Source organism: Pseudothauera lacus (genome assembly GCF_003034845.1).
GTDB classification, from domain to species: Bacteria; Pseudomonadota; Gammaproteobacteria; order Burkholderiales; family Rhodocyclaceae; genus Pseudothauera; species Pseudothauera lacus.
Map to the genome: position 1 here is coordinate 242,562 of NZ_PZKC01000003.1, position 20,550 is coordinate 263,111.

Genomic DNA, 20,550 nt, shown 5'->3' on the forward strand with positions numbered 1-20,550 from the left:
AGCGGCTCCGGCGTGGCTTACACGAAGGCATCGTCGCCTCCCTTGCCGCCCAGCATGACCTGGCCTTCCTCGGCGAGGCGGCGGACGATCTTGAGAATCTCCTTCTGTTCGGCTTCGACCTCGGACAGGCGCACCGGCCCCTTGGCCTCGAGATCCTCGCGCATCATGTCGGCCGCGCGGCTGGACATGTTCTTGAAGATCTTCTCGCGCAGATCGGGTGCCGCACCCTTGAGGGCGGTGATCAGCGAGTCGGACTGGACCTCGCGCAGGATGGTCTGGATGCCGCGGTCGTCGATGTCCATGAGGTTCTCGAAGACGAACATCTCGTCGAGAATCTTCTGCGCCAGATCGGGGTCGTACTCGCGCACGTTGTCGATCACCGAGGTCTCCGCCGCCGAGCCGACGAAGTTGAGGATCTCCGCGGCGTGGCGTACCCCGCCCATCGCTGCCTTCTTCACCGTCGAGGCGCCGGCGAGCATGCGCGTCAGCGCATCGTTGAGTTCGCGCAGCGCGGTGGGCTGCACGCCGTCGAGGGTGGCGATGCGCAGGATGACGTCGTTGCGCAGGCGTTCCGGGAAGTGCTTGAGAATCTCGCCGGACTGATCGAATTCCAGGTGCACGAGGATGGTGGCGATGATCTGCGGGTGCTCGTTCTTGATCAGATCGGCGGCGGTGGGCGCGTCCATCCACTTCAGGCTCTCGATGCCGGCGGTGTCCGAGCCGTTGAGCACGCGCGAGAGCAGATGGGCGGCGCGTTCGTCGCCGAGCGCCTTGGTGAGCATGAGGCGGATCTGCTCCTCGTCGGCATGAATGGCGGCACCCTTGCCGGAGTGGAGGTCGAGTTCGTCGAGCAGCGGCTCCACCTTGCTGCGCGGCTGCGGGGCCATGCTCGCCATGCGCATGCCGAGCTTCTGCACTTCGCGCGGGCCGAGGTGCTTGAGTACCTCGGAGGCTTCGTCGGCACCCAGGGTGAGGAGCAGCAGTGCGGCCTTGTCGAGGCCTTCGTCGGGCGTGGAGCTCACTTGCGTCCCTCCTCATTGACGCCCATCCATTCCTTGACCAGATCGGCGACCATCTTGGGATTCTCACGCGCCATCTCACGCGCACGGGCGAGGCGCTGTTCGTAGGTTTCCGCCGCCAGGGCGGCCTCGGAGAGGGAGACCTCGGCATCTTCTTCCTCTTCATCCGCGTCCTCTTCTTCCGCCTCCGGCGGCATCACGGTGCGCAGCAGCGGGCGCAGCACGGCGAAGTACACAAAGGCCAGGACGATGAGGATGAGCAGGTACTTGGCGCCTTCCTTGCCCATCTCGATGACTTCGGGGTCCTGCCACAGCGGTGCGCTGGGGTCGGCCTCGACGGCGGCGAAGGCGCTGGCGGCAACGTTGAGGCTGTCGCCACGGGCGGCGCTGAAGCCCATCGCCTCGCGCACCAGGCGGGTGATCTGCTCCACCTCCTGTTCGCTGAGCGGGACATTGACCGTTTGACCGTCGGCATTGGTTTCGGTGCGGTGATTGACCACCACCGCCACCGACAGCCGCTTGACCTGTCCGAGTGCCTGACGCACATGCTGGATGGTGCGGTCGAGTTCGTAGTTGATCACTGCCGAGCGGCTGCTGTTGCGGGTGGCCGCGTCGATGCCGCCACCGCCTTCCAGAGGCGGCACGGTGATCGGCGCGGTGGCAGGCACCGGCGGCTGGTTGGTGAGTGCGCCGGGGACGCCCTGCGGGCCGGGGTCGCGGTTGAGCTGCTCGTTGATCTGCTGGCTGCGGATGGCCTGATCGGGGGTCGGGTTGGGCTTGAAGGTCTCGGCGGTCTGCTCGACCTGATTGAAGTCGATGTCGGCGGTGACCTGGGCGCGGAAGTTGCCCGCGCCCACCAGCGGCGTGAGGATGGTCTCGATGCGGCGGATGTAGGCGGCCTCGATCTCCTCGACGTAGCGCAGCTGGCTGGGATCGAGTCCGGGGCGGTCGAGGGGGTCGGGCTTGCGGGTGAGCAGGTTGCCGTTCTGGTCGACGATGCTGACCCCCGCTTCGGTCATGCGCGGCACGCTGGAAGACACCAGATGCACGATGCCGGCCACCTGGGCGGCGTCGAGCACGCGCCCGGGACGCATGTTGACCATCACCGACGCGGTGGGCTTCTGGTCGTCGCGCAGGAAGGCGGTCTGCTTGGGCATCGCCAGATGCACGCGCGCGCTGGCCACCGAGGCGATGGCCTGGATGGTACGCGACAGCTCGCCTTCCAGGCCGCGCTGGTAATTGACCTGCTCATGGAACTGCGAGACGCCGAGCTTCTGCGTCTCCATGATCTCGAAACCGACCATGCCGCCCTTGGGCAGGCCCTCGGCGGCAAGGCGCAGGCGCACCTCGTGCACCTGCGCGCTCGGCACCAGAATGGCGTTGCCGGTGGGCGAGATGCGGTAGGGGATGTTCTGCTGTTGCAGTGCAGCGACGATGGCGCCACCGTCGCGTTCATCGTAGTTGGAGAACAGTACTCCGTAGTCGGGGGCGCGGTTCCACATCAGTACGCCGATCACCAGGGCGATGGCGAAGGCCAGCACGGCGCCGGCGGCGAGCTTCTGGCGCTGGTCGAGGGCCCGGATGTTGGCGATGATCTGCGCCAGCGGCGTGGCCGGCGGCGGGGCGGCGCTGTCTGCGGTGGCGGTGTCGGCGGTGGCCATGCTGAGTTCCTGTGGCAGTCCCTTTTATGGATGGAGGCATTGTGCGGCCGCCCGCGCAAGTTCGATTGCCGGAATAGCGGCATTTTTTGCCGCCTGTTTGCCGGTTACCATACACCCCTGCCGCCCTAGACTGCGAGGCAGTGAAAAACTGTCCGGGAGTGCCAGCCCGATGATGCCCAGCCCGATGTCTGCCCCCGATGCCGCCGGCCTGCCCGCAGGCGGGGCGCCCGCGCGCATGGATGCGGCCCAGCTGGCGGAGGCCTTTGAACTCTTCAGTCGAGCCTCGGAAGAGCTCTCGCAGGCCTACAACGCCCTCCAGGGGCGCGTCGAACAGCTCACCGAGCGCCTCTCCGTGCTGATGGGCGCGCTGCCTGCCGCGGTGGTGGTGATCAACCGCGCCGGACTCGTCGTGCAGGTCAACCGCGCTGCCGAGACCCTCTTCGGCGCGGCGCTTACCGGTGAATCCTGGGAGCGCTTTGGCGCCGCCTTGCAGCCCACCGAAACGCCCGGCGAGATGAGCATCGAACTGGACGACGGCGCCCGCCGCCTGTCGGTGTCGGAAACGGCCCTGGAGTCTGGCGAAGAGCGCATCCTGCTGCTCCATGACATCACCGAGACCTGGCGCATGCGCCAGACCGCGGAGCGCAATGAGCGCCTCGCCGCGATGGGCGAGATGGTCGCCGGACTGGCCCACCAGTTGCGCACGCCGCTGTCCGCGGCCTTGCTGTATACCGGCAACCTGCGCCAGCCCGAACTCGGCCCCGCCGAGCGGGCGCGGGTGGCCGATCGCGCCATCGAGCGCCTGCGCTACCTCGAACGCCTGATCCGCGACATGCTCGCCTTTGCTCGTGGCGATTGCGTCGGTCGCCAGTTCTTTGGCGTGTGCGAGCTCGCCGCCGAACTCACCCACACCCTGGAACCGGTCGCCCGCGCCCGCCAGATTGCCTTTTCCAGCGTCTGCGAGTGCGGCGAGCTGGCCCTGCATGGCGACCGCAAGGCGCTCGGCGGCGCGCTGACCAACCTGCTCGAAAACGCCATCCAGCACACCGAGAGCGGCGGCAGGGTGGATTGCCATGTACGCAGTGACGGCGGTCAGGTGGTCTTTGCCGTCAGTGACAGTGGCTGCGGCATCGATCCGGCGCTGCAGGAACGCCTCTTCGAGCCTTTCTTCACCACCCGCGCGGAAGGTACCGGACTGGGGCTGGCCATCGCCCGCGGCGTCGCCCGCGCCCATGGTGGCGAGATCGCCCTGCAATCGGCCCCCGGCCAGGGTTCCACCTTCACCCTCAGCCTGCCCCTGCCGCAAGGCGCCTCTGCCGCGGAGGCCCGGCCATGATGCGGCACCCATCGAGGTATTCAGGATGATCGAACAGCTCAACATACTCGTCGTCGAGGACGATGCCGCCCTGCGCGATGCCGTCAGCCTGACGCTGGAGATGGCCGGTCACGGCGTCACCGCCGTCGATGGCGGCCCCGCGGCGCTCGCCGAGCTGGAGCGCCAGTCCTTCAATCTGGTGGTCACCGATCTGCGCATGCAGCCGATGGACGGCCTGCAGGTGCTCGCCGAGGTGCGCAGCCGCCAGCCGCAGCTGCCGGTGCTGCTGATGACCGCCTACGGCGACGTCGACAAGGCGGTGGCGGCGATGCGCGGTGGTGCCTGCGACTTCCTGATGAAGCCCTTCGAGCCCGAGGTACTGCTCGAAAACGTCCGCCGCTATGCTGCCGTGCCGCCCTCCGCCGACGACACCGTGGCCGAGGATCTCCATACCCGCAACCTGCTCGCACTCGCCGCGCGGGTGGCGGAAACCGACGCCACGGTGCTGCTCACCGGCGAATCGGGCACCGGCAAGGAAGTGTTCGCGCGCTACATCCATCATCATTCGGCGCGCGCGCGCGGCCCCTTCGTCGCAATCAACTGTGCGGCGATTCCCGAGAATCTCCTCGAAGCCACCCTCTTCGGCTACGAGAAGGGCGCCTTCACCGGCGCGCAGAGCGCCCAGCCGGGCAAGTTCGAGCAGGCTCAGGACGGCACCATCCTGCTCGACGAGATCTCCGAAATGCCACTTGGCCTGCAGGCCAAGCTGCTGCGCGTACTGCAGGAGCGCGAGGTCGAGCGCGTCGGCGGCAAGAAGCCGGTGGCGCTTGACATCCGTGTGCTCGCCACCAGCAACCGCGACATGCTGCGCGAGATCGCCGCCGGTCGCTTCCGTGAAGACCTGTACTACCGCCTCAACGTCTTTCCGCTGGCGATTCCCGCGCTGCGCGAGCGCCCGGGCGACATCCTGCCACTGGCCCGCCACTTCCTCGCCCGTCATGGCGAACGCCTGAAGCGCCAGGCCCACTTCTCCCCCGCCGCCGAGGCCTTGCTGCAGGCCTACCACTGGCCGGGCAACGTGCGTGAGCTGGAGAACACCATGCACCGCGTCCTCATCCTCACTGCCGGCGACAGCGTGCAGCCGGAGACCGTCCGCCTCTGCCTGCCGCACTGGAACGGCGAGGCTGCCGTGGCGGTGGCTACGCCTGCTGCCGTGCCGGCCGCCGCGCCCTTTGCGGCGCCTTTGCCAGGTGCGGCAATGGTGCCGCCGGCGGGCGGCAATGCCGCCTTTGCAGGGGCGGCAAATCTTGCCGCCACGCCGGCCCCGGTTGCGCCCGCGCGACCGGCGAACATGAAGGACCTGGAGCGTGAGCACATCCTCGGCACCCTGCGCGAGTTCGCCGGCTCGCGCAAGAAGACCGTTGAAAAGCTTGGGATTTCCGAGCGCACCCTGCGCTACAAGTTGCAGCAATACCGTGACGAGGGCTACGACGTCTGAGACGGCCAGTACGGCGGGCCCGCTATTTGCTAAATAAGGTCTGAGAGATCGATGCACCCCGTGCCCGCGGCCCGTGAAGCCGTTCTGGTGGCATGGCGGTTGCTCTGCTAGACTGATTGCAAGGAAGCCCGAGACCGGGGAAAGCGAACATGGATACCCGCGGAATTGACCAGATGCTCAACGAGCTGCGCTCGGTGTCGCAGAGTGCCGGCAACAAGCCGGCCACTGCGGGCAGCGAGGCGGCCGGTGGCGTCGATTTTGCCCAGGTGCTGCAGAATGCCCTGGTCGATGTGAGTACCGCCTCCAAGGAGGCGCGTGCGATGGCGGAGAGCTTCTCCGCCGGCGACCCCAACGTCAACCTTCAGGACGTCATGGTGGATCTGCAGAAGGCCAGCCTCTCCTTCCAGCAGATGGTGCAGGTGCGCAACCGCCTGGTCACGGCCTATCAGGACATCATGAACATGCCGGTCTGACGGCGTCCGGCGAAGTCCGTGGAAGCCTCCTGTCTTTGCGGTAATTGACTGAAAAACAAAGCACTGCGCCCTTGGGTATCCCTGGGGCGTTTTTGTTTGTCCATCGTATTCCGGCCCTTGTGCGGGTAAAGTTGCGGGTAACGAACGGGGGCGATGCCGCCATGCCCGCTGACACTCCGCCGGCCCATGCCGCTTGAGTTGCCGGTTCGTCGACGGGGATGTCTTTGCCCCCCATGTTCCGCTGCCGTGAGCTGCAACGGTACGTCCTGCGAGGGCTGCCCGTTGACGAAGTACTTTCGCAACTGCCTCGACGTTCGCCTCGTCATCGAGCACTGGCGCCGCCATTACAATGAGGGGCGGCGGCGTGCTGTGCCGGGTTGCCTGACCCCGGCGCAGTTCGTTCGGCAGCCGTCAGGCAACGGCCACGAGGCCATTCGTAGCGGTCATCGTGGTCCGGAGAACCGCGGCAGGTCAATGCCATTGGTGCGGGATGCTGCCTGTTGCGTGCAGTCGTGTCACATGCAGGGGGAGAACGCCGATGAAAACGGCGAAATACATGCACCGGGGGCATTCGGATGCTGCCGAGGCGAGGGCGGCGGTGGCGGAGCTTGGCGAACAGGTGGCACAGCCGGACCTGGCGCTGCTGCTGTTTTTCTGTTCATCGAATTACGATCTCGATGCGCTGGCCGACGAAATGAACCGCCGCTTCGCCGGCGTGCCGGTGGTTGGTTGCACCACTGCCGGTGAAATCGGGCCGGCCGGTTATCTGAACCATTCGTTGGTCGGGGTCGGCTTCTCGGCGCAGGCATTTACCGCCGAAACCGGGCGTATCGACGCGTTGAGCACTTTCGATATTGCCGTCGGCCGCGCCTTCGCCGAAGGCGTCCTGGACCGCCTTGAGGTACGCCGGGAGGGCGGTAACGCATTCGGCTTTCTGCTGATCGACGGCTTGTCCTTGCGCGAGGAGCCGGTGACGCACGCCTTGCAGGACGGGCTCGGGGCGGTGCCGATGTTCGGCGGCTCGGCCGGCGACGACCTGAAATTCCAGCGTACCTGGATATTCCACGAAGGTCGTTTTCACACCGATAGCGCGCTGCTGTTGCTGCTGGCCACGCCGCTGCCTTTTCGCATCCTGCGCAGCCAGCATTTCGTTGCCGACGGCGAGCGCCTGGTCGTCACCGAGGTCGACGCGCCGCAGCGCATCGTGCGCGAAATCAATGGCCGGCCGGCGGTGCAGGAATACGCACGGCTGGTTGGCGTGGCGCCCGAACAGCTGACGCCGGAACACTACGCCAGCTGGCCGGTGGTGGTGGTGATCGACGGTACCGATTTCGTTCGCTCCATTCAGCACGCCAATGCGGATGGCAGCCTGACCTTTTATTGCGCGATCGACGAAGGGGTTGTTCTGCGCGTGGCGCACGGTGTCGATCTGCTGGCCAGGATGGAAGCGGAACTCGTCGACGCCGAACGCGAACTTGGCGGTATCGAGGGCATGCTGGTCTGTGACTGCATCCTGCGCAACCTGGAGATTTCCCGCAACGGCAAGAAGGCGGCCGTGGGGGAACTGTTCCAGCGTTTTAATGCACTCGGATTCAGCACCTACGGCGAGCAGCTCGGCGGCGTGCATATCAATCAGACCCTGACCGGCATCGCCATCGGCAGCGCAGGGGCGGGACATGACTGAGCTGAAGGCTTCCGCTAGCGAGGTCGAACTGCAGGCGGAAATCGTCCGCCTGAACAAGGTCGTCACCGCGCTGATGAATCATGCCGAACGCGAGGCCGGCAGTCGCCAGGGGCACTTCGGCCTGTTCCAGAACGCGGTGATGCTGGAGAACCAGGTGCGTCGTCGCACAGCCGAACTGGAAGCCGCCGTGCGCGAGAATGAGCGCATCAACCGCGATCTGACGCGCGAGCGCGAGGAACAGCGTGCGCTGATCAGGCAACTGGAAGAAGCGCACAAGCAGTTGCTGCAATCCGAGAAGCTGGCCTCCATTGGCCAGTTGGCGGCAGGGGTGGCGCATGAGGTGAATAATCCCATCGGCTTCGTGAACTCCAATCTGAACACCTTGAAGAAGTACGTCGCCGGCCTGCTCGAGCTCACTGCTGCCTTCGAGGATCTGGAGTCCGAACTGTCAGCGACCGCGGGCGAGCGGATCAAGGCGATCAAGGCGAGGATCGATCTGCCTTTCGTGCGCGCGGACATGCCGGCCTTGATCGACGAATCGATCGATGGCACGTCGCGTGTCCGGCGCATCGTTGAGGATTTGCGCGATTTTTCCCGGGCCGGGGATTCCGAATGGCAGACCGTCGATGTGCATGCCGGCCTGGAAAGTACGCTCAACGTGGTGTGGAACGAAATCAAGTACAAGGCCGAGGTCGAGCGCGATTACGGCGACTTGCCGGAGATCGACTGTCTGCCGTCACAGCTCAATCAGGGATTCCTGAACCTGCTGGTGAATGCAGCGCAGGCGATTGCCGAGCGCGGGACCATCACCTTGCGCACGCGTTGCGACGGCGAACATGTATCGATCAGCGTGAGCGATACCGGGAGCGGCATTGCGCCCGAACTCATGGACCGGATCTTCGATCCTTTCTTCACCACCAAGCCGGTAGGCAAGGGAACGGGACTGGGCCTGTCGGTGACCTACGGCATCGTCGAGAAACACGGCGGTCGCATCGAGGTCGATAGCGTACCGGGGCAGGGGAGCACGTTTACGATCCGTCTGCCGGTCAGGCGGGGGCGTTGACGGCGCAGCCCCGGGGCCTACGGACGCCGTGGAGGCGTCTCAAAGACCCCGTTCGCGGGCATTGCGGTCGCGCTCGACCTTGAAGATGTAGCGCTGGATGAGGTTGTTGACGCTGTTCGACAGATCGATGAACTCGCACCCGGTGCGCAGCACCTCGACGCCGTTGCGGTTGGTGATGCGGAAGACGTTGCGCACGCGCATGCGCACGCTGACCGGGCCGAAGTCCGGCAGGGTGAGGCGGCAGTTGTCGAACTCCATGCCGGGGCTGAACTCGACATCCTCCGGTGGGACCACCACCGCCATGCCTCCGGCGCTGATGTCGAGCACGCGGGCTTCAATGTTGAAGGGTTCGGCGTCGGGGCGTTCGATGGGGATGGCGCAGATCAGCGCGTGGGTGATCGGCGCCACCAGGCGGTAGTACTCGCGCCGCTGCAGGCGCAGCAGGCGCTCGGGCATGCTGGCGCGGAAGGCATCGCGGCCCTCGTAGGTGACCTCCTCGATGTCATCGAGGGGAAACTGGATCTTGATGCCGTCGAGCTGGGTGGCGCACACCAGCTCGTCGGTAGCGGCGATGCGGCGGTTGATGTCGTCTTCCTTGCTGGCGTCGAAAACGACCCGGGTGTCGCCGTCGGTGGTGGCCAGCAGGGCGGTGAGGAAGGACTGGTTGCCTGCGGCCAGATAGGTGGTGACCAGCGAGCGGCGCTCGATCAGGGTGCGCACGATCTGGGCGATCTCGCGCGGACTCTTCAGCATGTACTGCGAAAAATCGTCCGAACGCAGCAGGTCAACACGGGTGTTGTTTTCGGTGCTCATGCAGTGCTTGGGGCAGGCGCATCAGGGTGGACAGTAAGCGCCCGATTCTATCCCATCGCCGGGCGGGCGTTGGCGCGGATGTGGAAAATTGCCGGCCGCCGTCAGGGCGCGCCGCCGCCGGGCAGTGGCAGGCTGAGTTCGGGTGGGGGGGGCGCATCCATGTCGCCCTGCTCGACGCGGTACAGCCAGGCCAGCAACTCGGCCACGGCGACGTAGAGCTGCGGCGGGATGCGTTCATCGATGTCCACCTGCATCAGCAGGGCCACCAGCTCGGGCGATTCGTGCACATACACGCCGGCCTCGCGGGCGCGTTCGATGATTTCCTGGGCGATCAGCCCACGCCCCTTGGCAACGACCCGCGGGGCGGCGTCGCCGCTGGCGTAGGTGAGAGCGACGGCCTCGCCACGGGGGGCGGCGCTGTCGGCGGCGGCGAAGTCTTCAGGCCTCATCGCGGACCTCCACCACCATGCCGTTGAGCGCCAGACCTGCAGCCTCGAGACGTGTCGCGAGGGCCTCGCGACCGGCTTCGAGGTCGGCGGCGGAGGTCTTGTCGTCGGTCACCAGACGCAAGGCGATGCCGCCGGCGCCAAGGTGCAGGTGGGCGTCCACACCGCCGAGGCGGGGCAGCGTGAGGCGCAGGGTGGTGCGCCATTCGGGGCTGTCGCCGCTGCCGTCGCCTTCACCGTCGCCTCCCGGGTCCTCGATCTGCCATTCGAAGTGCTGACCGGGCCAGGCCTGGGCGTGGACGATGTACTGCTGGGTGGCAAGGGCGTCGAGTTGCTGGTGAACAACCGGCAGCAGGCGTTCGGGGAGCGCTGCCAGCCGTGGTGGGGGCGCGTTGTCGGCGGACAGAGCCGAGGTCCCGCCGCGTGCGGCGCTCCGTTCGGCCCCCTGGGCGTGGGCTGCGGCGCTGCCTGCCGGGGTTGCAGTGGCGCTGGCACCACTTCCAGCCTGGGACTGAAGCTGGGATTGGGGCTGGCGCAAGAGGTCGGCAGTATCGACCTTGCCGCCCAGCCAGCGCGCCTGCTGGGACTCGTAGAACAAGCCGCTTTGACCGAGGGCCTGGCGCAGCAGAGGAGCGAGGGGGCTGCCGTTTGCTGGCGGGTTGGGCAGCAGGGGCTGGCCGCCATTGAGCACGGGGGCTTGCGCTGCAGGCTGGCCGGTGAGCAGGAAACTGATCAGGCGGCCGGTGGGGCTGAGATCGGCCCGGGGTGCGGCGGCGCTGCTGGCGGTATCCGCAGCCTGGGCAAAGACGGCGCGCGGGGTGACCTGGGTGACTACCAGTTCGAGGGTGTCGCCGGCTTGCGCGGCATGGGGGAGAGCAAGGGTGATCTGGCGGCCGGCGACGACGGCCTGGAAGCTGCCGTCCGGCAGGGTGCGCTGCAGTGCCGCGGTGAAGCGTTGGCCGGGCAGGAGGTCGGGCAGTTGCGACTGGATCTCGCGCGCGCGCTGCAGGCCCGGAACCGGTGGTTCGGTGTTGAAGAAGCTTGCTTCGGTAAGCAGGCGGAGGCGGGCGGCGAGGTCGGCGGGGATCATGGTTGCGGCTCGCTGGGTCGCCGGTTCCGCGGGGGCGGCGCCGGTCGCGTGGCTACCTCATGTTGCCGTAGGCCTGCTCGACGCGGCGGGCCCGGCCGGTCTGGGCGAGGAACTTGCGGGTGCTTTCCATCCACGGCATTACATGCGCGCGCACAGCCTCATTGTCGGCCTGAATGGCGCGCAACAGGGTGAGCACTGCGTCGCGTTCGGCATCGTCGACGGCCGCATGCAGATCAAGCCCGGCACGCATGACGTGGTCGCGGTGGGAGGCAAAGTCGCGCTCGCAGGCGGCCAAGCGGTCCCAGTTTTCCTGTTCGGCCGCAGTGCGCATCTGTGCGGCGCAGGCTGCCATCTTCTCAAGCAGGACGGGAATGGCCATCGTCGTGCGCCTCAGGCTGCCTGAGAGGCCTTGCCGACCTGGCTGCCGATCTCTTCCCAGGCGCTGCGCAACTGGCGCAGCAAGTCGGCGACTTCGTTGAGGGCGGGTACGCTGTTGTGCAGGTTGGCGTGCAGCAGGCGGTCGGTCATGTACTCGTAGAGTGCTTCCAGGCGCAGGGCCAGCTCACCGCCGGCTTCCTTGTCGAGGCTGGCCGAGAGGCCGTTGGCGATGATCTCGATGGCGCGCGAGATGGCCTGCCCCTTGGCAGGGATGTCCTTGCGCTCCATGGCTGCGCTGGCGACGGCGATGGAGGCCAGGGCGCCGTCGAAGAGCATCAGGATGAGCTTGTGGGGGTCGGCGGTGGTGACACCCGTTTCGACTTCGACGCGGGCGTAGGCGGCGGCGCGATTGGAAAACGATGGGCTGAACATGGGGCGTTCCTCGCTGGCGTCACTTCTTCTTGGTGTTCATGGCAGACAGGCTGTCGACCATCTGGGTAATGTAAGAACTGGTGGTCTGCATGCTGGCGATCATCGAATCGAGAGCGGAAAACTGTGCACGGTAGCGTGCTTCGATTGTCTCCATGCGCATGTCCAGGCGTGAGCGATCCTCGGCTATTGCAGCAAGGGAGTCTTCCAGGTTGGCGCTGCGTGCGCTCAGGATGCCGGAGGAGCTGTCCAGGTAGCTGGAAAGGAGGTTGTCCATGCGCTTGGCAAATCCGTCGCTGCCGGTGAGCACCTCGCTGAGATCGGCGCTGGCATTGCCCAGTGCGGTGTCGAGCTTGCCGCTGTCGAGAGTGATCATGCCGTCGCGGCCGATGGAGATGCCCAGCGAGGCGACGTCGCCATCGACGCTCATGCCCAGAATCCTGCCCAGCTCGCTGACCCCCTCGCTCATGCTCTGGCGCAGGGTCTGCATGAGGTTGCGCGCGGTGCTGTCGCCCTGCAGTATGCCGGCCTGGCTTTCTTCGTCGTCGCCGCTGGCGGGGACGAAGGCGGTGAGGCTCTTCATCGTCGTCATGGCCTCGTTGTAGGCCTTGACCATGTCGTTGATGGCGGTGCGTGCACCGGCGTGGTCGTTGGTGACGTTGATGCGGATGCGTTCGCCGGGGGCACTGTCGAAAAGGTTCAGGGTGACCCCGTCGATGAGATCGCTGATGGTGTTCGAGGCACGGCTCAGTTCGATCCCGCCGAACTTGACCTTGGCATCCTGGGCCGCGTCGAGCAGATCGAGATTGCTGCTCGGTGCGGCGGTCGAGGCATCGTAGGTGAAGGCGCTGAGGCCGTCGGTGCCGGTCATCGTGAACGCCGCATTGGCACCCTCGGCGCCGCGGGCGATGACCAGCTGGTCGGTGGTGCCGTTGTTGACGATGGATGCGGTGATGCCGATGTTGGCACCGTTGATGGCGTCGCGCAGATCGGCGAGCGAGTCCTTGCCTGGTTCGAGGGTGATGGTGTGCGAGGTCGTGGCGGTGAAGGTGGTGACCGCGGCTTCCCCTTCCCCGGTGGTGGTGTAGCTGCCGAGATTGAAGGTCAGCGTGCCGGCCGCGACCGACGGCGCCGCCGTGCCACTGGTCATCACGCGCTGGCCCTGGGCCATCTGCATGACCTCGACGGAATAGGCGCCCGGTGCCGGGGTGCCGGTGACCGTGGTGCCGAGCACGCTGTCGTTGCTGATGCTGGTCTTGACGGCGCTGAACAGCGCGGGGTTGTTCAGTGACTTGAAGGCGGACTGCAGAGAATTGAGCGCCGAACTGATCAGCCCGTAGGCCGACAGGCGGGTTTGTGCGCTTTCCTGCTTGGCGTCGAGACGGGCGGCAGGAGCCTGCCGCTCGGCGGCCACCAGTTGGGTGACCAGCCCTTCGATGTCGAGGCCTGAGCCGATGCCGCTCGAAGTGATGGTGGCCATGGGGGGATCTCCTTGGTCAGACTTCCTGCTTGACCAGCAGGCCCTGCAATTTGTCCAGCGCCTTGGAGATGCGCAGCATCTCTTCGGAGGGAATCTGCTTGATGACTTCGTCGGTCTGCGAATCGACGATCTTCACCAGCACGCGGCCGCTGTCGTCGTCGATGGAAAAGGCCAGTTCGCTGGCCACCGGCTGAATGGCATTGCGCACGTCTTCAAGCGCCTGCTCCAGGACTTCGCGCGTGGCCGGCTGCGATGCAGCCTCCGGTTGTGCAGCGCGTTGCGAGTCCGCGGGCTGGCGCGCAGGGGCATCCACGGCTGCGGCCGGCTGCGCCCTGCCGCCCTGGGGAAGGGGCATGGCCTGCGCGACCGTGCTGGCCGGAACGGCGCTGATGGAGGGAGTACTCATGTCGCTCTCCTGATGGCAAAGCGGCGCGGCGGCTGTGAAGCCCCGCGCCGCTGTCCCTATATGTTAGCCGATCAGCCCAGCAGGCTCAGGACATTCTGCGGCAGGGAGTTGGCCTGCGAGAGCATCGCGGTGCCGGCCTGCTGCAGGATCTGCGCGCGGGTCAGGTTGGCCGTTTCCGCTGCGAAGTCAGCGTCGCGGATCCGCGAGCGGGATGCAGAGAGGTTCTCCGAGGTCGCCTGCAGGTTGCTGATGGTGGTCTCGAAGCGGTTCTGCAGGGCGCCGTAGCGGGCACGCTGGGCATTCACCGCGGACAGTGCGGAGTCTGCCATTGCCATCGTCCGGTTGGCGGCCTCGACCGTAGAGACGTCCATCTTGTCCACCGCCTGGAGCTGGCCACCGAAGGTGCCACTGGAGGCCGTGATGTCGGTATTGGTAGTGGTCAGCGAGAAGGAGCGGTCGGAGTCGATGACGACCTGGCCGGTGATCCACATCGCGTCGCTGCCGCCCCACTGCGAAGCGTCACTGACGCCGGTGATGGCACCGCCGCCGATTGCTGCGTCGCTGTCGTTGGAGGTGTCGCCGTCGATCACGCGGATGTCGTTGAGGGAGATATCAACCGTTGCGCCGGAACCATCGACCGAGGCATTGGTGACACGCAGATCCTTGCCGGACTCGCTGGTGAGCTGGACGCCGAAGCTGCCGTCATCCGCTTCGACGATCTTGGCCACGAAACCGGTCTTGCCGGAGACGTCGTTGAAAGCCTGCACTGCGGAGGCGAGCTGGTTGGCATTGGTGACGTTGGCGCCGTCGGTGCTGCCGCCGATGGTGAAGGAGACCGTGGTGTAGGACGACGGATCGCTGTTGGCGGTATCGGTGGCGAGCAGGAAGGTGTAGCTCTGGCCCTGCGTGAAGCCGTCCGCGGTGCCCGCACCGAGCACGAAGGTGGTGTTGGCGGTGGCGGTGACGCCGGCCTGTGCCTGGTTGACCTTGGCGGCGATCTCTTCGGCGCTGGCGCCTTCGGCGTAGGTGATGTCCTTGCTGCCCAGGCTGCTGGCGATGGTGATGGTGCCGCCGGCGATCGCCGAGGAGCCGCCTTCGGTTGCCGTGGTCAGCTGACCATCGGCAGTCGAGCCGCGCACCAGGTCGCCAGTACCGGACTGGGTGTTGGCGGAGACTTCCAGGCCGCCGATACGGTAGTTGCCGTAGGCGTTGATCTGGAAGTTGCCCGAGGTTGCGGTAATCGTCTGGTTGGCGTTGGCGCCGACCTGGAAGGTTGCCGAAGTGAAGGAGCCGTCGAGCAGCTTCTGGCCGTTGAACTCGGTGTTGGTGGCAATGCGCTGCAGTTCCTGGGTGAGCTGCTGCACTTCGGAGTTCAGTGCGGCGCGGTCACCGGCGGAGTTGGTGGCGTTGGCCGACTGTACGGCCAGTTCGCGGATGCGCTGGAGGATGTCGCCGGAAGACTGCAGGGCGGCTTCGGCGGTCTGCGCCAGCGAAATGCCGTCGTTGGCGTTGCGCTGTGCCTGATTGAGGCCCTTGATCTGGGCGGTCATGCGCTCGGAAATCGACAGGCCGGCGGCATCATCCTTGGCACTGTTGATGCGCAGGCCGGAGGACAGACGCTGCAGCGAGGCGTTCAGCGAATTGGCATTCGCGTTCAGGTTACGTTGCGCGGTCAGGGAGGCAACGTTGGTGTTGATGACTTGTGCCATGATAATCTCCTGAATTCAACAGGTTGTTGAAGCGCCAGGGTGGCCGGTAGTGGTGTCTGGCGTCGAGCTTGGTGCGCTCTTGAATCCATTAACGGCGATGCTCGGGGAAACTTTAGGGCGCTGCTGATGAGATTTGCTCTGCTTGCGCCAGCGTGCGGCAAGGCCGCCCTCTTGAGGGTGTCGCCCCCTGCTAAGGGCACGGCTTTTTGCCGGTGTCAGAGCCCCTCTGCCCTTGCCCGCATTTCTCACCCCGTCCCTACTGCGGGTGCCGATACGCTCGCCGTGGCACGCCGTACTTGCTCACGCCGCCTCGACGTAGTGTCAGCTACGCCTTCGGCGCCGCTCGCTCCGTGCGGCGCACCACGACGGCGCCTCGGCCCCCTCGTGACGTGCCAGGGTGGGAAATGCGGGCCAGATGTCCATGAATCGCCTGTACCCCCGGTCGACTCCGCGTGTTCACTCAACGGAAAAAAACAGGGGGCACTTGAGGCCCCCCGTGAAGCGCTGCGGCTGTGGCAGCAGCGGGCACTTATTGCAGCAGGCTGAGAACCTGCTGCGGGATCTGGTTGGCCTGGGCCAGCATGGCCGTGCCAGCCTGCTGGAGGATCTGCGCGCGGGTCAGGTTTGCGGTCTCGGCGGCGAAGTCGGCGTCGCGGATGCGCGAGCGTGACGCCGAGAGATTCTCCGAGGTGCTCTGCAGGTTGCTGATGGTGTTCTCGAAGCGAGACTGCAGGGCGCCATAGCGCGCGCGCTGGTTGGTGACCGCAGCAAGTGCCGAATCGACGATGGCCATGGTGCGGTTGGAGGCCTCCACCGTCGATACATCCATCTTGTCCACCTGCTGGAGTTGGCCGCCATAGGTGCCGGCGGTGATGGCGATGTCGTCGTTGGAGGTGGTGAGCGCGAACGAGCGGTCCGAGTCGAGGATCACCTGACCGGTGATCCACACCGAGTCGGCGGCACCCCACACGGTGGCGGTGGTCACCCCGGTGATCACCCCGGCGCCCATCGCCGCTGCGCTGTCGTTGGTGGTGTCGCCGTCGATGACGCGGATGTCGTTGAGCGAGACGTCCACCCCCGCACCGCTGCCATCGACCGAGGCATTGGTGACGCGCAGGTCCTTGCCGACCTCGCTGGTCAGCACGATGCCCAGGGAGCCGTCGTCGGCCTCGACGATCTTGGCGACGAAGCCGGTCTTGCCGGAAACGTCGTTGAAGGCTTGCACCGCGGACGACAGCTGGCTGGCGTTGGAGGTCGCCTGGCCCACCGCCGAGCCGCCGATGGTGAAGGCCACCGTGGTGTAGGAGGACGGATCCTGCCCCGCGACCGTGTCGGTAGCGAGCAGGAAGGTGTAGCTCTGGCCCTGCACGAAACCGCCGTTGGTGATGTCGCCGGCACCGATCACGAAGGCGGTATTGGCGGTGGCAGTGACCCCGGTCTGGGCCTGATTGATCTTGGCGGCAATCTCCTCGGCGCTGGCACCATCCATATAGGTGATGTTGCTGCTGCCCAGGCTGCTGGAGATGTTGATGGTGTTGCTGCCGGTGCCGCTGCCGATGCCGGAGTCGTTGCCGGCCGCTGCGGTAGTCAGCTGACCGTGGGCGGTGCTGCCGACCAGCAGGTCACCGACACCGTTGGGCGTGTTCGACGAGGTCGACAGGCCGCCGATGCGGTAATTGCCGTAGGCATTGGTCTGGAAGTTGCCCGAGGTCGCAGTGATGGTCTGGTTGGCGTTGGCGCCAACCTGGAAGGTCGCCGAGGTGAAGGAGCCGTCGAGCAGCTTCTGGCCGTTGAACTCGGTGTTGGTGGCGATGCGCTGCAACTCCTGGGTGAGCTGCTGCACTTCAGCGTTCAGCGCGGCGCGGTCACCGGCGGAGTTGGTGGCGTTGGCCGACTGTACGGCCAGTTCGCGGATGCGCTGGAGGATGTCGCCGGAAGACTGCAGGGCGGCTTCGGCGGTCTGCGCCAGCGAAATGCCGTCATTGGCGTTGCGCCGCGCCTGATCGAGGCCGCGGATCTGCGACGTCATGCGTTCGGAGATGGCCAGACCGGCCGCATCATCCTTCGCGCTGTTGATGCGCAGGCCCGAAGACAGGCGCTGCAGCGATGTGTTCAGCGAGTTGGATGTCCCATTGAGGTTGCGCTGCGCCGTCAGCGAGGCAACGTTGGTGTTGATGACCTGTGCCATGTTCATCTCCTTGCATGCCGTTATTTCGTTGTGCGTGTTGGCGGATGTTTGGTTTTGGGATTCCGCCGCCGATCTTGCTTGCCACCCCTTCAGCGAGAAGCGTGCCAGCTTCTCGTCTGGGCAGGATCGGGCCGCCCTGGCAGTGCCTCAAGGATGTGTGAAGAGAGTTCTTAAGTAATTGAAAACTAGACGTTTAATCGTGATCCATGGAGTTGGTGAGCGCGCTTTATAAAGGCTTTGTCATGTGTGGAAATATGTATTTCGCGTTGATCGTGCGCATGCCCGCGGCGCTTTCTGCGGCAAGGAAGGCAGCAGGGTTTGCCGCCAGCCTGCTGTCCCGCATGCTGCCGGGCGGCAGGATTTGCCGGCGGCATGTCCTTGCCGTGCAGGCGTTGCCGCTGCAGCGGATGCAGTTGCCGGTGAGTTTGTCCGGGTGCCCTTTTGCGTCTTGCAATGGCAGAATGCACCGGGAGTCTGGCTGGTACGTTGCCGGCAGCCATTTGCGGGAGGGTGGTGTTACCGATGGATGCAGTGCAGTCGATCTACCAGGAAGCCGTAGCGGCCCAGCTTGCCGGGCGCATGGAAGACGCCAAGGTGGCCTATCGCAGGTTGCTGGAGGAGGTGCCGGATCATCCCGAGGGGCATCACAACCTCGGTTTGCTGGCCTATCAGGAGGGCGAGGTCGAGCAGGCTCTGGAGCATCTCATGAACGCCGTCGAGGCGCGCCCGGGTGAGGCCGAGTTCTGGCATTCCCTGATCGGCGTCCTGGTTGCGCTGAGTGCCTTTGACCACGCTCACAATGCCCTTGAGCAGGCAGGTGCGGCGGGGATAGCGGCTGAAGAGCTGGAACGCATGCGGCAGTGCATTGCTGCGGCTGAGGTGCCTCCGCCTCCGGAACCGGTGGAACCTGTGCAATTGTCAATCGACGGCGAGAGGGAAGAGATCCTTGCCGCCGTGCAGCGCATCCTTGTGCGTAGCAGGGCGCAGAAGGCCAGCGGCAAGAAGGCAGAGTTGCGCGGCCGCATTCCTGAGCGCAAAGTCATCGACCGCATGACCCGCTTGTTCAATGCGGGAGAGCTGCGCGAGTTGGAGCAGTTCGCCGGGAAGCTGACCCGCTCCCATCCGCTGCATCCTGCAGGATGGCATTTCCTGGGCATGGCCCGGATGCGTCTGGGGGAGCGGCTGGAGTCACTGCGGGCGCTGATCAAGGCCAATGAATTGCATCCTGGCGATGCGCTGATGCTGGACCACCTGGGCACGGCACTGACCTCGTTCAACTATGTGGCGGAGGCGGCTTCGCTTTTCGAGCTTAGTCTCGAAATACGACCGAACAAGATCGATACGATCGTGCGTTATGCCAATCTTGCAGTCAGTTGCCGTGATCTTGACCGAGCGGAAGAACTCGCTCGTCGTGCAGTGGAGGTGGCGCCATGCAGTGCCATGGCTTGCCGCATGATGGCAATAGTTCTCCTCCACAGACGCAGCCCACTGGAGGCCGTTCCTTATCTTGAGCAGGCCATTCAGGCCGACCCGACGATGGGCGATGCCTATCAGGATTTGGGCTACGCCTATTTTTCGTTGGGCATGCTGGACAAGTCGGTTAGCACGAGCGAACTGGCCGTTGAGCGCAATCCGGAGAATGCAGCGGCCTACTCAAACCTGCTGTTCTTCATGACTCATCAGGAGAACCTTTCGCCTGAAGAGGTGCTTCGCAAGCACCTCGGCTTTGGCGAACGCTTTGAAGTGCCTTTGGGAGACCCGCGGCCTCACGAGAATGATCGAAATCCGGAGCGCCGATTGAGGATAGGGTTCGTTTCTGCGGACTTTTACAATCACGCGGTTGCACACTTCTTGATGCCTGTGCTGGAGCACATCGATCGTGATCGTTTCGATCTTTTTGCGTTCCATAACACAGTGAAGTTTGATGAGACCTCGGAGAAATTGAAAAGCCTGTTCAAGTACTGGGTCGCAGTTTCCCATGTTTCGGACAGAGATCTGGCGGAAATTGTCCGTGCTTGCCGTATCGATGTGCTCATTGATCTTTCAGGCCATACCGCAGGTAATCGACTGCTGACTTTTGCGCGAAAGCCTGCGCCGGTGCAGATGAGCTGGATAGGCTATGTTGATACCACGGGGCTGAGGTCCATTGATTACTACGTGACAGACCGCTTCCTCGCCCCACTTGGGCAGTTCGATGAGCACTTCAGTGAGAGACTGCTGCGCTTGGATAGCGCTGTGGCATTTACTTTCGACCAGGATGCCCCTCCAGTGGGGCCCGCGCCGATGCTTCGCAACGGCTTCGTGACATTCGGTAGTTTCAATCGTCCGGGCAAGATAACCTCAACCACCTTGGATCTATGGGCGGCTTTGTTGAATGCAGTGCCCGACGCCAGGATTTTGATAGGTTCCGTTGAAACCGAGGATACCCAGCGGCACCTGACGCAGGAGCTGTCGTTGAGGTGCGTTTCCGAGGGCAGGCTGCGTTTTCTTCCGCGCGTGACGCTTAGGGCTTATCTGGAAGCACACAACGAAGTGGATATTCTGCTAGATACGTTTCCCTACAATGCTGGCACTACAGCACTGCATTCCTTATGGATGGGCGTGCCAGTGCTGACTATGAATGGGTCGCGTATGTTGTCGAATGTGGGCGCAGCACTGATGTCGAAGGCTGAGTTGCCCGATTTTGTTGGCGAGGATGGGGAGGACTTTGTCAGTAAGGGTGCTGCGCTTGCTAAGCAGCCTCATTTGCTAGCCGGCATTCGCGCAGGGATGCGGGAGCGCTTGATGCGACAACAGCTTTTTAGTGCTAGGTATGTTACCCGCTGCTTGGAGGGCGGCTTCCGAAGTGCTTGGCTGGATTGGTGCGCTCGTCGCGAGTAGGGTCATTTTTCTGCATGC

Annotated in this window: 17 protein-coding genes; 6 read left to right on the forward strand and 11 right to left on the reverse strand. The window is 64.9% G+C overall.

Annotated elements, in window-relative coordinates; genetic code table 11:
- Nucleotides 1-17 precede the first annotated feature (17 nt).
- Both fliG and fliF read right to left on the reverse strand, forming a co-directional pair.
- Nucleotides 18-1,022 (reverse strand): flagellar motor switch protein FliG, encoded by a 1,005-nt coding sequence (gene fliG / locus C8261_RS05045; protein ID WP_107492573.1) that lies wholly within the window; start codon nt 1,020-1,022, stop codon nt 18-20.
- Nucleotides 1,019-2,680: a flagellar basal-body MS-ring/collar protein FliF gene (fliF, locus tag C8261_RS05050; protein ID WP_107492574.1), complete on the reverse strand. Its 1,662-nt coding sequence runs from the start codon at nt 2,678-2,680 to the stop codon at nt 1,019-1,021. Before fliF ends, fliG begins: the two co-directional genes overlap by 4 nt.
- A gap of 184 nt (nt 2,681-2,864) precedes the next feature.
- Here fliF and C8261_RS05055 point away from each other — a divergent pair, with 184 nt between their 5' ends.
- The 5 genes from C8261_RS05055 (at nt 2,865) to C8261_RS05075 (ending at nt 8,713) form a co-directional block, all read left to right on the forward strand.
- Nucleotides 2,865-4,016, forward strand: coding sequence for a sensor histidine kinase (locus tag C8261_RS05055; RefSeq protein ID WP_107492677.1), 1,152 nt, complete (start codon nt 2,865-2,867; stop codon nt 4,014-4,016).
- A 25-nt stretch (nt 4,017-4,041) separates the two neighbouring features.
- Nucleotides 4,042-5,493 (forward strand): sigma-54-dependent transcriptional regulator, encoded by a 1,452-nt coding sequence (locus C8261_RS05060; protein WP_107492575.1) that lies wholly within the window; start codon nt 4,042-4,044, stop codon nt 5,491-5,493.
- Between the two features lie 149 nt (nt 5,494-5,642).
- Entirely contained in the window at nt 5,643-5,966 is a 324-nt protein-coding gene (gene fliE / locus C8261_RS05065) for a flagellar hook-basal body complex protein FliE (RefSeq protein WP_107492576.1), read from the forward strand.
- Nucleotides 5,967-6,504: 538 nt separating this feature from the next.
- Nucleotides 6,505-7,650: an FIST N-terminal domain-containing protein gene (locus C8261_RS05070; RefSeq protein ID WP_107492577.1), complete on the forward strand. Its 1,146-nt coding sequence runs from the start codon at nt 6,505-6,507 to the stop codon at nt 7,648-7,650.
- Entirely contained in the window at nt 7,643-8,713 is a 1,071-nt protein-coding gene (locus C8261_RS05075; protein WP_107492578.1) for an ATP-binding protein, read from the forward strand. Before C8261_RS05070 ends, C8261_RS05075 begins: the two co-directional genes overlap by 8 nt.
- Nucleotides 8,714-8,752: 39 nt before the next feature.
- Here the strand turns inward: C8261_RS05075 and C8261_RS05080 are convergent, their stop codons facing one another.
- The 9 genes from C8261_RS05080 to C8261_RS05120 all read right to left on the reverse strand — a co-directional run bounded on the left by C8261_RS05080 (nt 8,753) and on the right by C8261_RS05120 (nt 17,652).
- Nucleotides 8,753-9,526, reverse strand: a complete 774-nt coding sequence (locus C8261_RS05080) for a flagellar brake protein (protein WP_107492579.1) — start codon at nt 9,524-9,526, stop codon at nt 8,753-8,755.
- Between the two features lie 101 nt (nt 9,527-9,627).
- Nucleotides 9,628-9,975, reverse strand: a complete 348-nt coding sequence (locus tag C8261_RS05085; protein ID WP_107492580.1) for an EscU/YscU/HrcU family type III secretion system export apparatus switch protein — start codon at nt 9,973-9,975, stop codon at nt 9,628-9,630.
- Nucleotides 9,965-11,062 carry a flagellar hook-length control protein FliK gene (fliK, locus tag C8261_RS05090; protein ID WP_107492581.1) on the reverse strand — a complete coding sequence of 366 codons (1,098 nt, stop codon included), beginning with the start codon at nt 11,060-11,062 and terminating at the stop codon, nt 9,965-9,967. The genes C8261_RS05085 and fliK overlap by 11 nt, the downstream gene beginning before the upstream one ends.
- Nucleotides 11,063-11,114: 52 nt before the next feature.
- A complete protein-coding gene (locus tag C8261_RS05095) occupies nt 11,115-11,441 on the reverse strand; it encodes a flagellar protein FliT (RefSeq protein WP_107492582.1) in 327 nt (108 codons plus the stop codon).
- Between the two features lie 11 nt (nt 11,442-11,452).
- A complete protein-coding gene (gene fliS / locus C8261_RS05100; RefSeq protein WP_107492583.1) occupies nt 11,453-11,872 on the reverse strand; it encodes a flagellar export chaperone FliS in 420 nt (139 codons plus the stop codon).
- 19 nt (nt 11,873-11,891) lie between these two features.
- Complete coding sequence (gene fliD, locus C8261_RS05105) at nt 11,892-13,349, reverse strand: flagellar filament capping protein FliD (RefSeq protein ID WP_107492584.1); 1,458 nt, start codon at nt 13,347-13,349, stop codon at nt 11,892-11,894.
- Between the two features lie 16 nt (nt 13,350-13,365).
- On the reverse strand, nt 13,366-13,755 hold the full coding sequence (locus C8261_RS05110; RefSeq protein ID WP_107492585.1) for a flagellar protein FlaG: 390 nt from the start codon (nt 13,753-13,755) through the stop codon (nt 13,366-13,368).
- Nucleotides 13,756-13,826: 71 nt separating this feature from the next.
- Nucleotides 13,827-15,464 carry a flagellin N-terminal helical domain-containing protein gene (locus C8261_RS05115; protein ID WP_107492586.1) on the reverse strand — a complete coding sequence of 546 codons (1,638 nt, stop codon included), beginning with the start codon at nt 15,462-15,464 and terminating at the stop codon, nt 13,827-13,829.
- Between the two features lie 529 nt (nt 15,465-15,993).
- The gene (locus C8261_RS05120; RefSeq protein WP_107492678.1) at nt 15,994-17,652 is read right to left on the reverse strand and encodes a flagellin N-terminal helical domain-containing protein; all 1,659 of its coding nucleotides are present in this window, start codon (nt 17,650-17,652) and stop codon (nt 15,994-15,996) included.
- 522 nt (nt 17,653-18,174) lie between these two features.
- Here C8261_RS05120 and C8261_RS05125 point away from each other — a divergent pair.
- Nucleotides 18,175-20,532, forward strand: a complete 2,358-nt coding sequence (locus tag C8261_RS05125) for a tetratricopeptide repeat protein (protein WP_181358849.1) — start codon at nt 18,175-18,177, stop codon at nt 20,530-20,532.
- Nucleotides 20,533-20,550 lie beyond the last annotated feature (18 nt).

Excerpts from the sequence above, each read along its gene's own strand:
- fliF (WP_107492574.1), bottom strand. The coding sequence starts at position 2,680 with ATGGCCACCGCCGACACCGCCACCGCAGACAGCGCCGCCCCGCCGCCG.
- C8261_RS05055 (WP_107492677.1), top strand. The coding sequence starts at position 2,865 with ATGTCTGCCCCCGATGCCGCCGGCCTGCCCGCAGGCGGGGCGCCCGCG.
- C8261_RS05060 (WP_107492575.1), top strand. The coding sequence starts at position 4,042 with ATGATCGAACAGCTCAACATACTCGTCGTCGAGGACGATGCCGCCCTG.
- fliE (WP_107492576.1), top strand. The coding sequence starts at position 5,643 with ATGGATACCCGCGGAATTGACCAGATGCTCAACGAGCTGCGCTCGGTG.
- C8261_RS05070 (WP_107492577.1), top strand. The coding sequence starts at position 6,505 with ATGAAAACGGCGAAATACATGCACCGGGGGCATTCGGATGCTGCCGAG.
- C8261_RS05075 (WP_107492578.1), top strand. The coding sequence starts at position 7,643 with ATGACTGAGCTGAAGGCTTCCGCTAGCGAGGTCGAACTGCAGGCGGAA.
- C8261_RS05080 (WP_107492579.1), bottom strand. The coding sequence starts at position 9,526 with ATGAGCACCGAAAACAACACCCGTGTTGACCTGCTGCGTTCGGACGAT.
- C8261_RS05085 (WP_107492580.1), bottom strand. The coding sequence starts at position 9,975 with ATGAGGCCTGAAGACTTCGCCGCCGCCGACAGCGCCGCCCCCCGTGGC.
- fliK (WP_107492581.1), bottom strand. The coding sequence starts at position 11,062 with ATGATCCCCGCCGACCTCGCCGCCCGCCTCCGCCTGCTTACCGAAGCA.
- C8261_RS05095 (WP_107492582.1), bottom strand. The coding sequence starts at position 11,441 with ATGGCCATTCCCGTCCTGCTTGAGAAGATGGCAGCCTGCGCCGCACAG.
- fliS (WP_107492583.1), bottom strand. The coding sequence starts at position 11,872 with ATGTTCAGCCCATCGTTTTCCAATCGCGCCGCCGCCTACGCCCGCGTC.
- fliD (WP_107492584.1), bottom strand. The coding sequence starts at position 13,349 with ATGGCCACCATCACTTCGAGCGGCATCGGCTCAGGCCTCGACATCGAA.
- C8261_RS05110 (WP_107492585.1), bottom strand. The coding sequence starts at position 13,755 with ATGAGTACTCCCTCCATCAGCGCCGTTCCGGCCAGCACGGTCGCGCAG.
- C8261_RS05115 (WP_107492586.1), bottom strand. The coding sequence starts at position 15,464 with ATGGCACAAGTCATCAACACCAACGTTGCCTCCCTGACCGCGCAACGT.
- C8261_RS05120 (WP_107492678.1), bottom strand. The coding sequence starts at position 17,652 with ATGGCACAGGTCATCAACACCAACGTTGCCTCGCTGACGGCGCAGCGC.
- C8261_RS05125 (WP_181358849.1), top strand. The coding sequence starts at position 18,175 with ATGGATGCAGTGCAGTCGATCTACCAGGAAGCCGTAGCGGCCCAGCTT.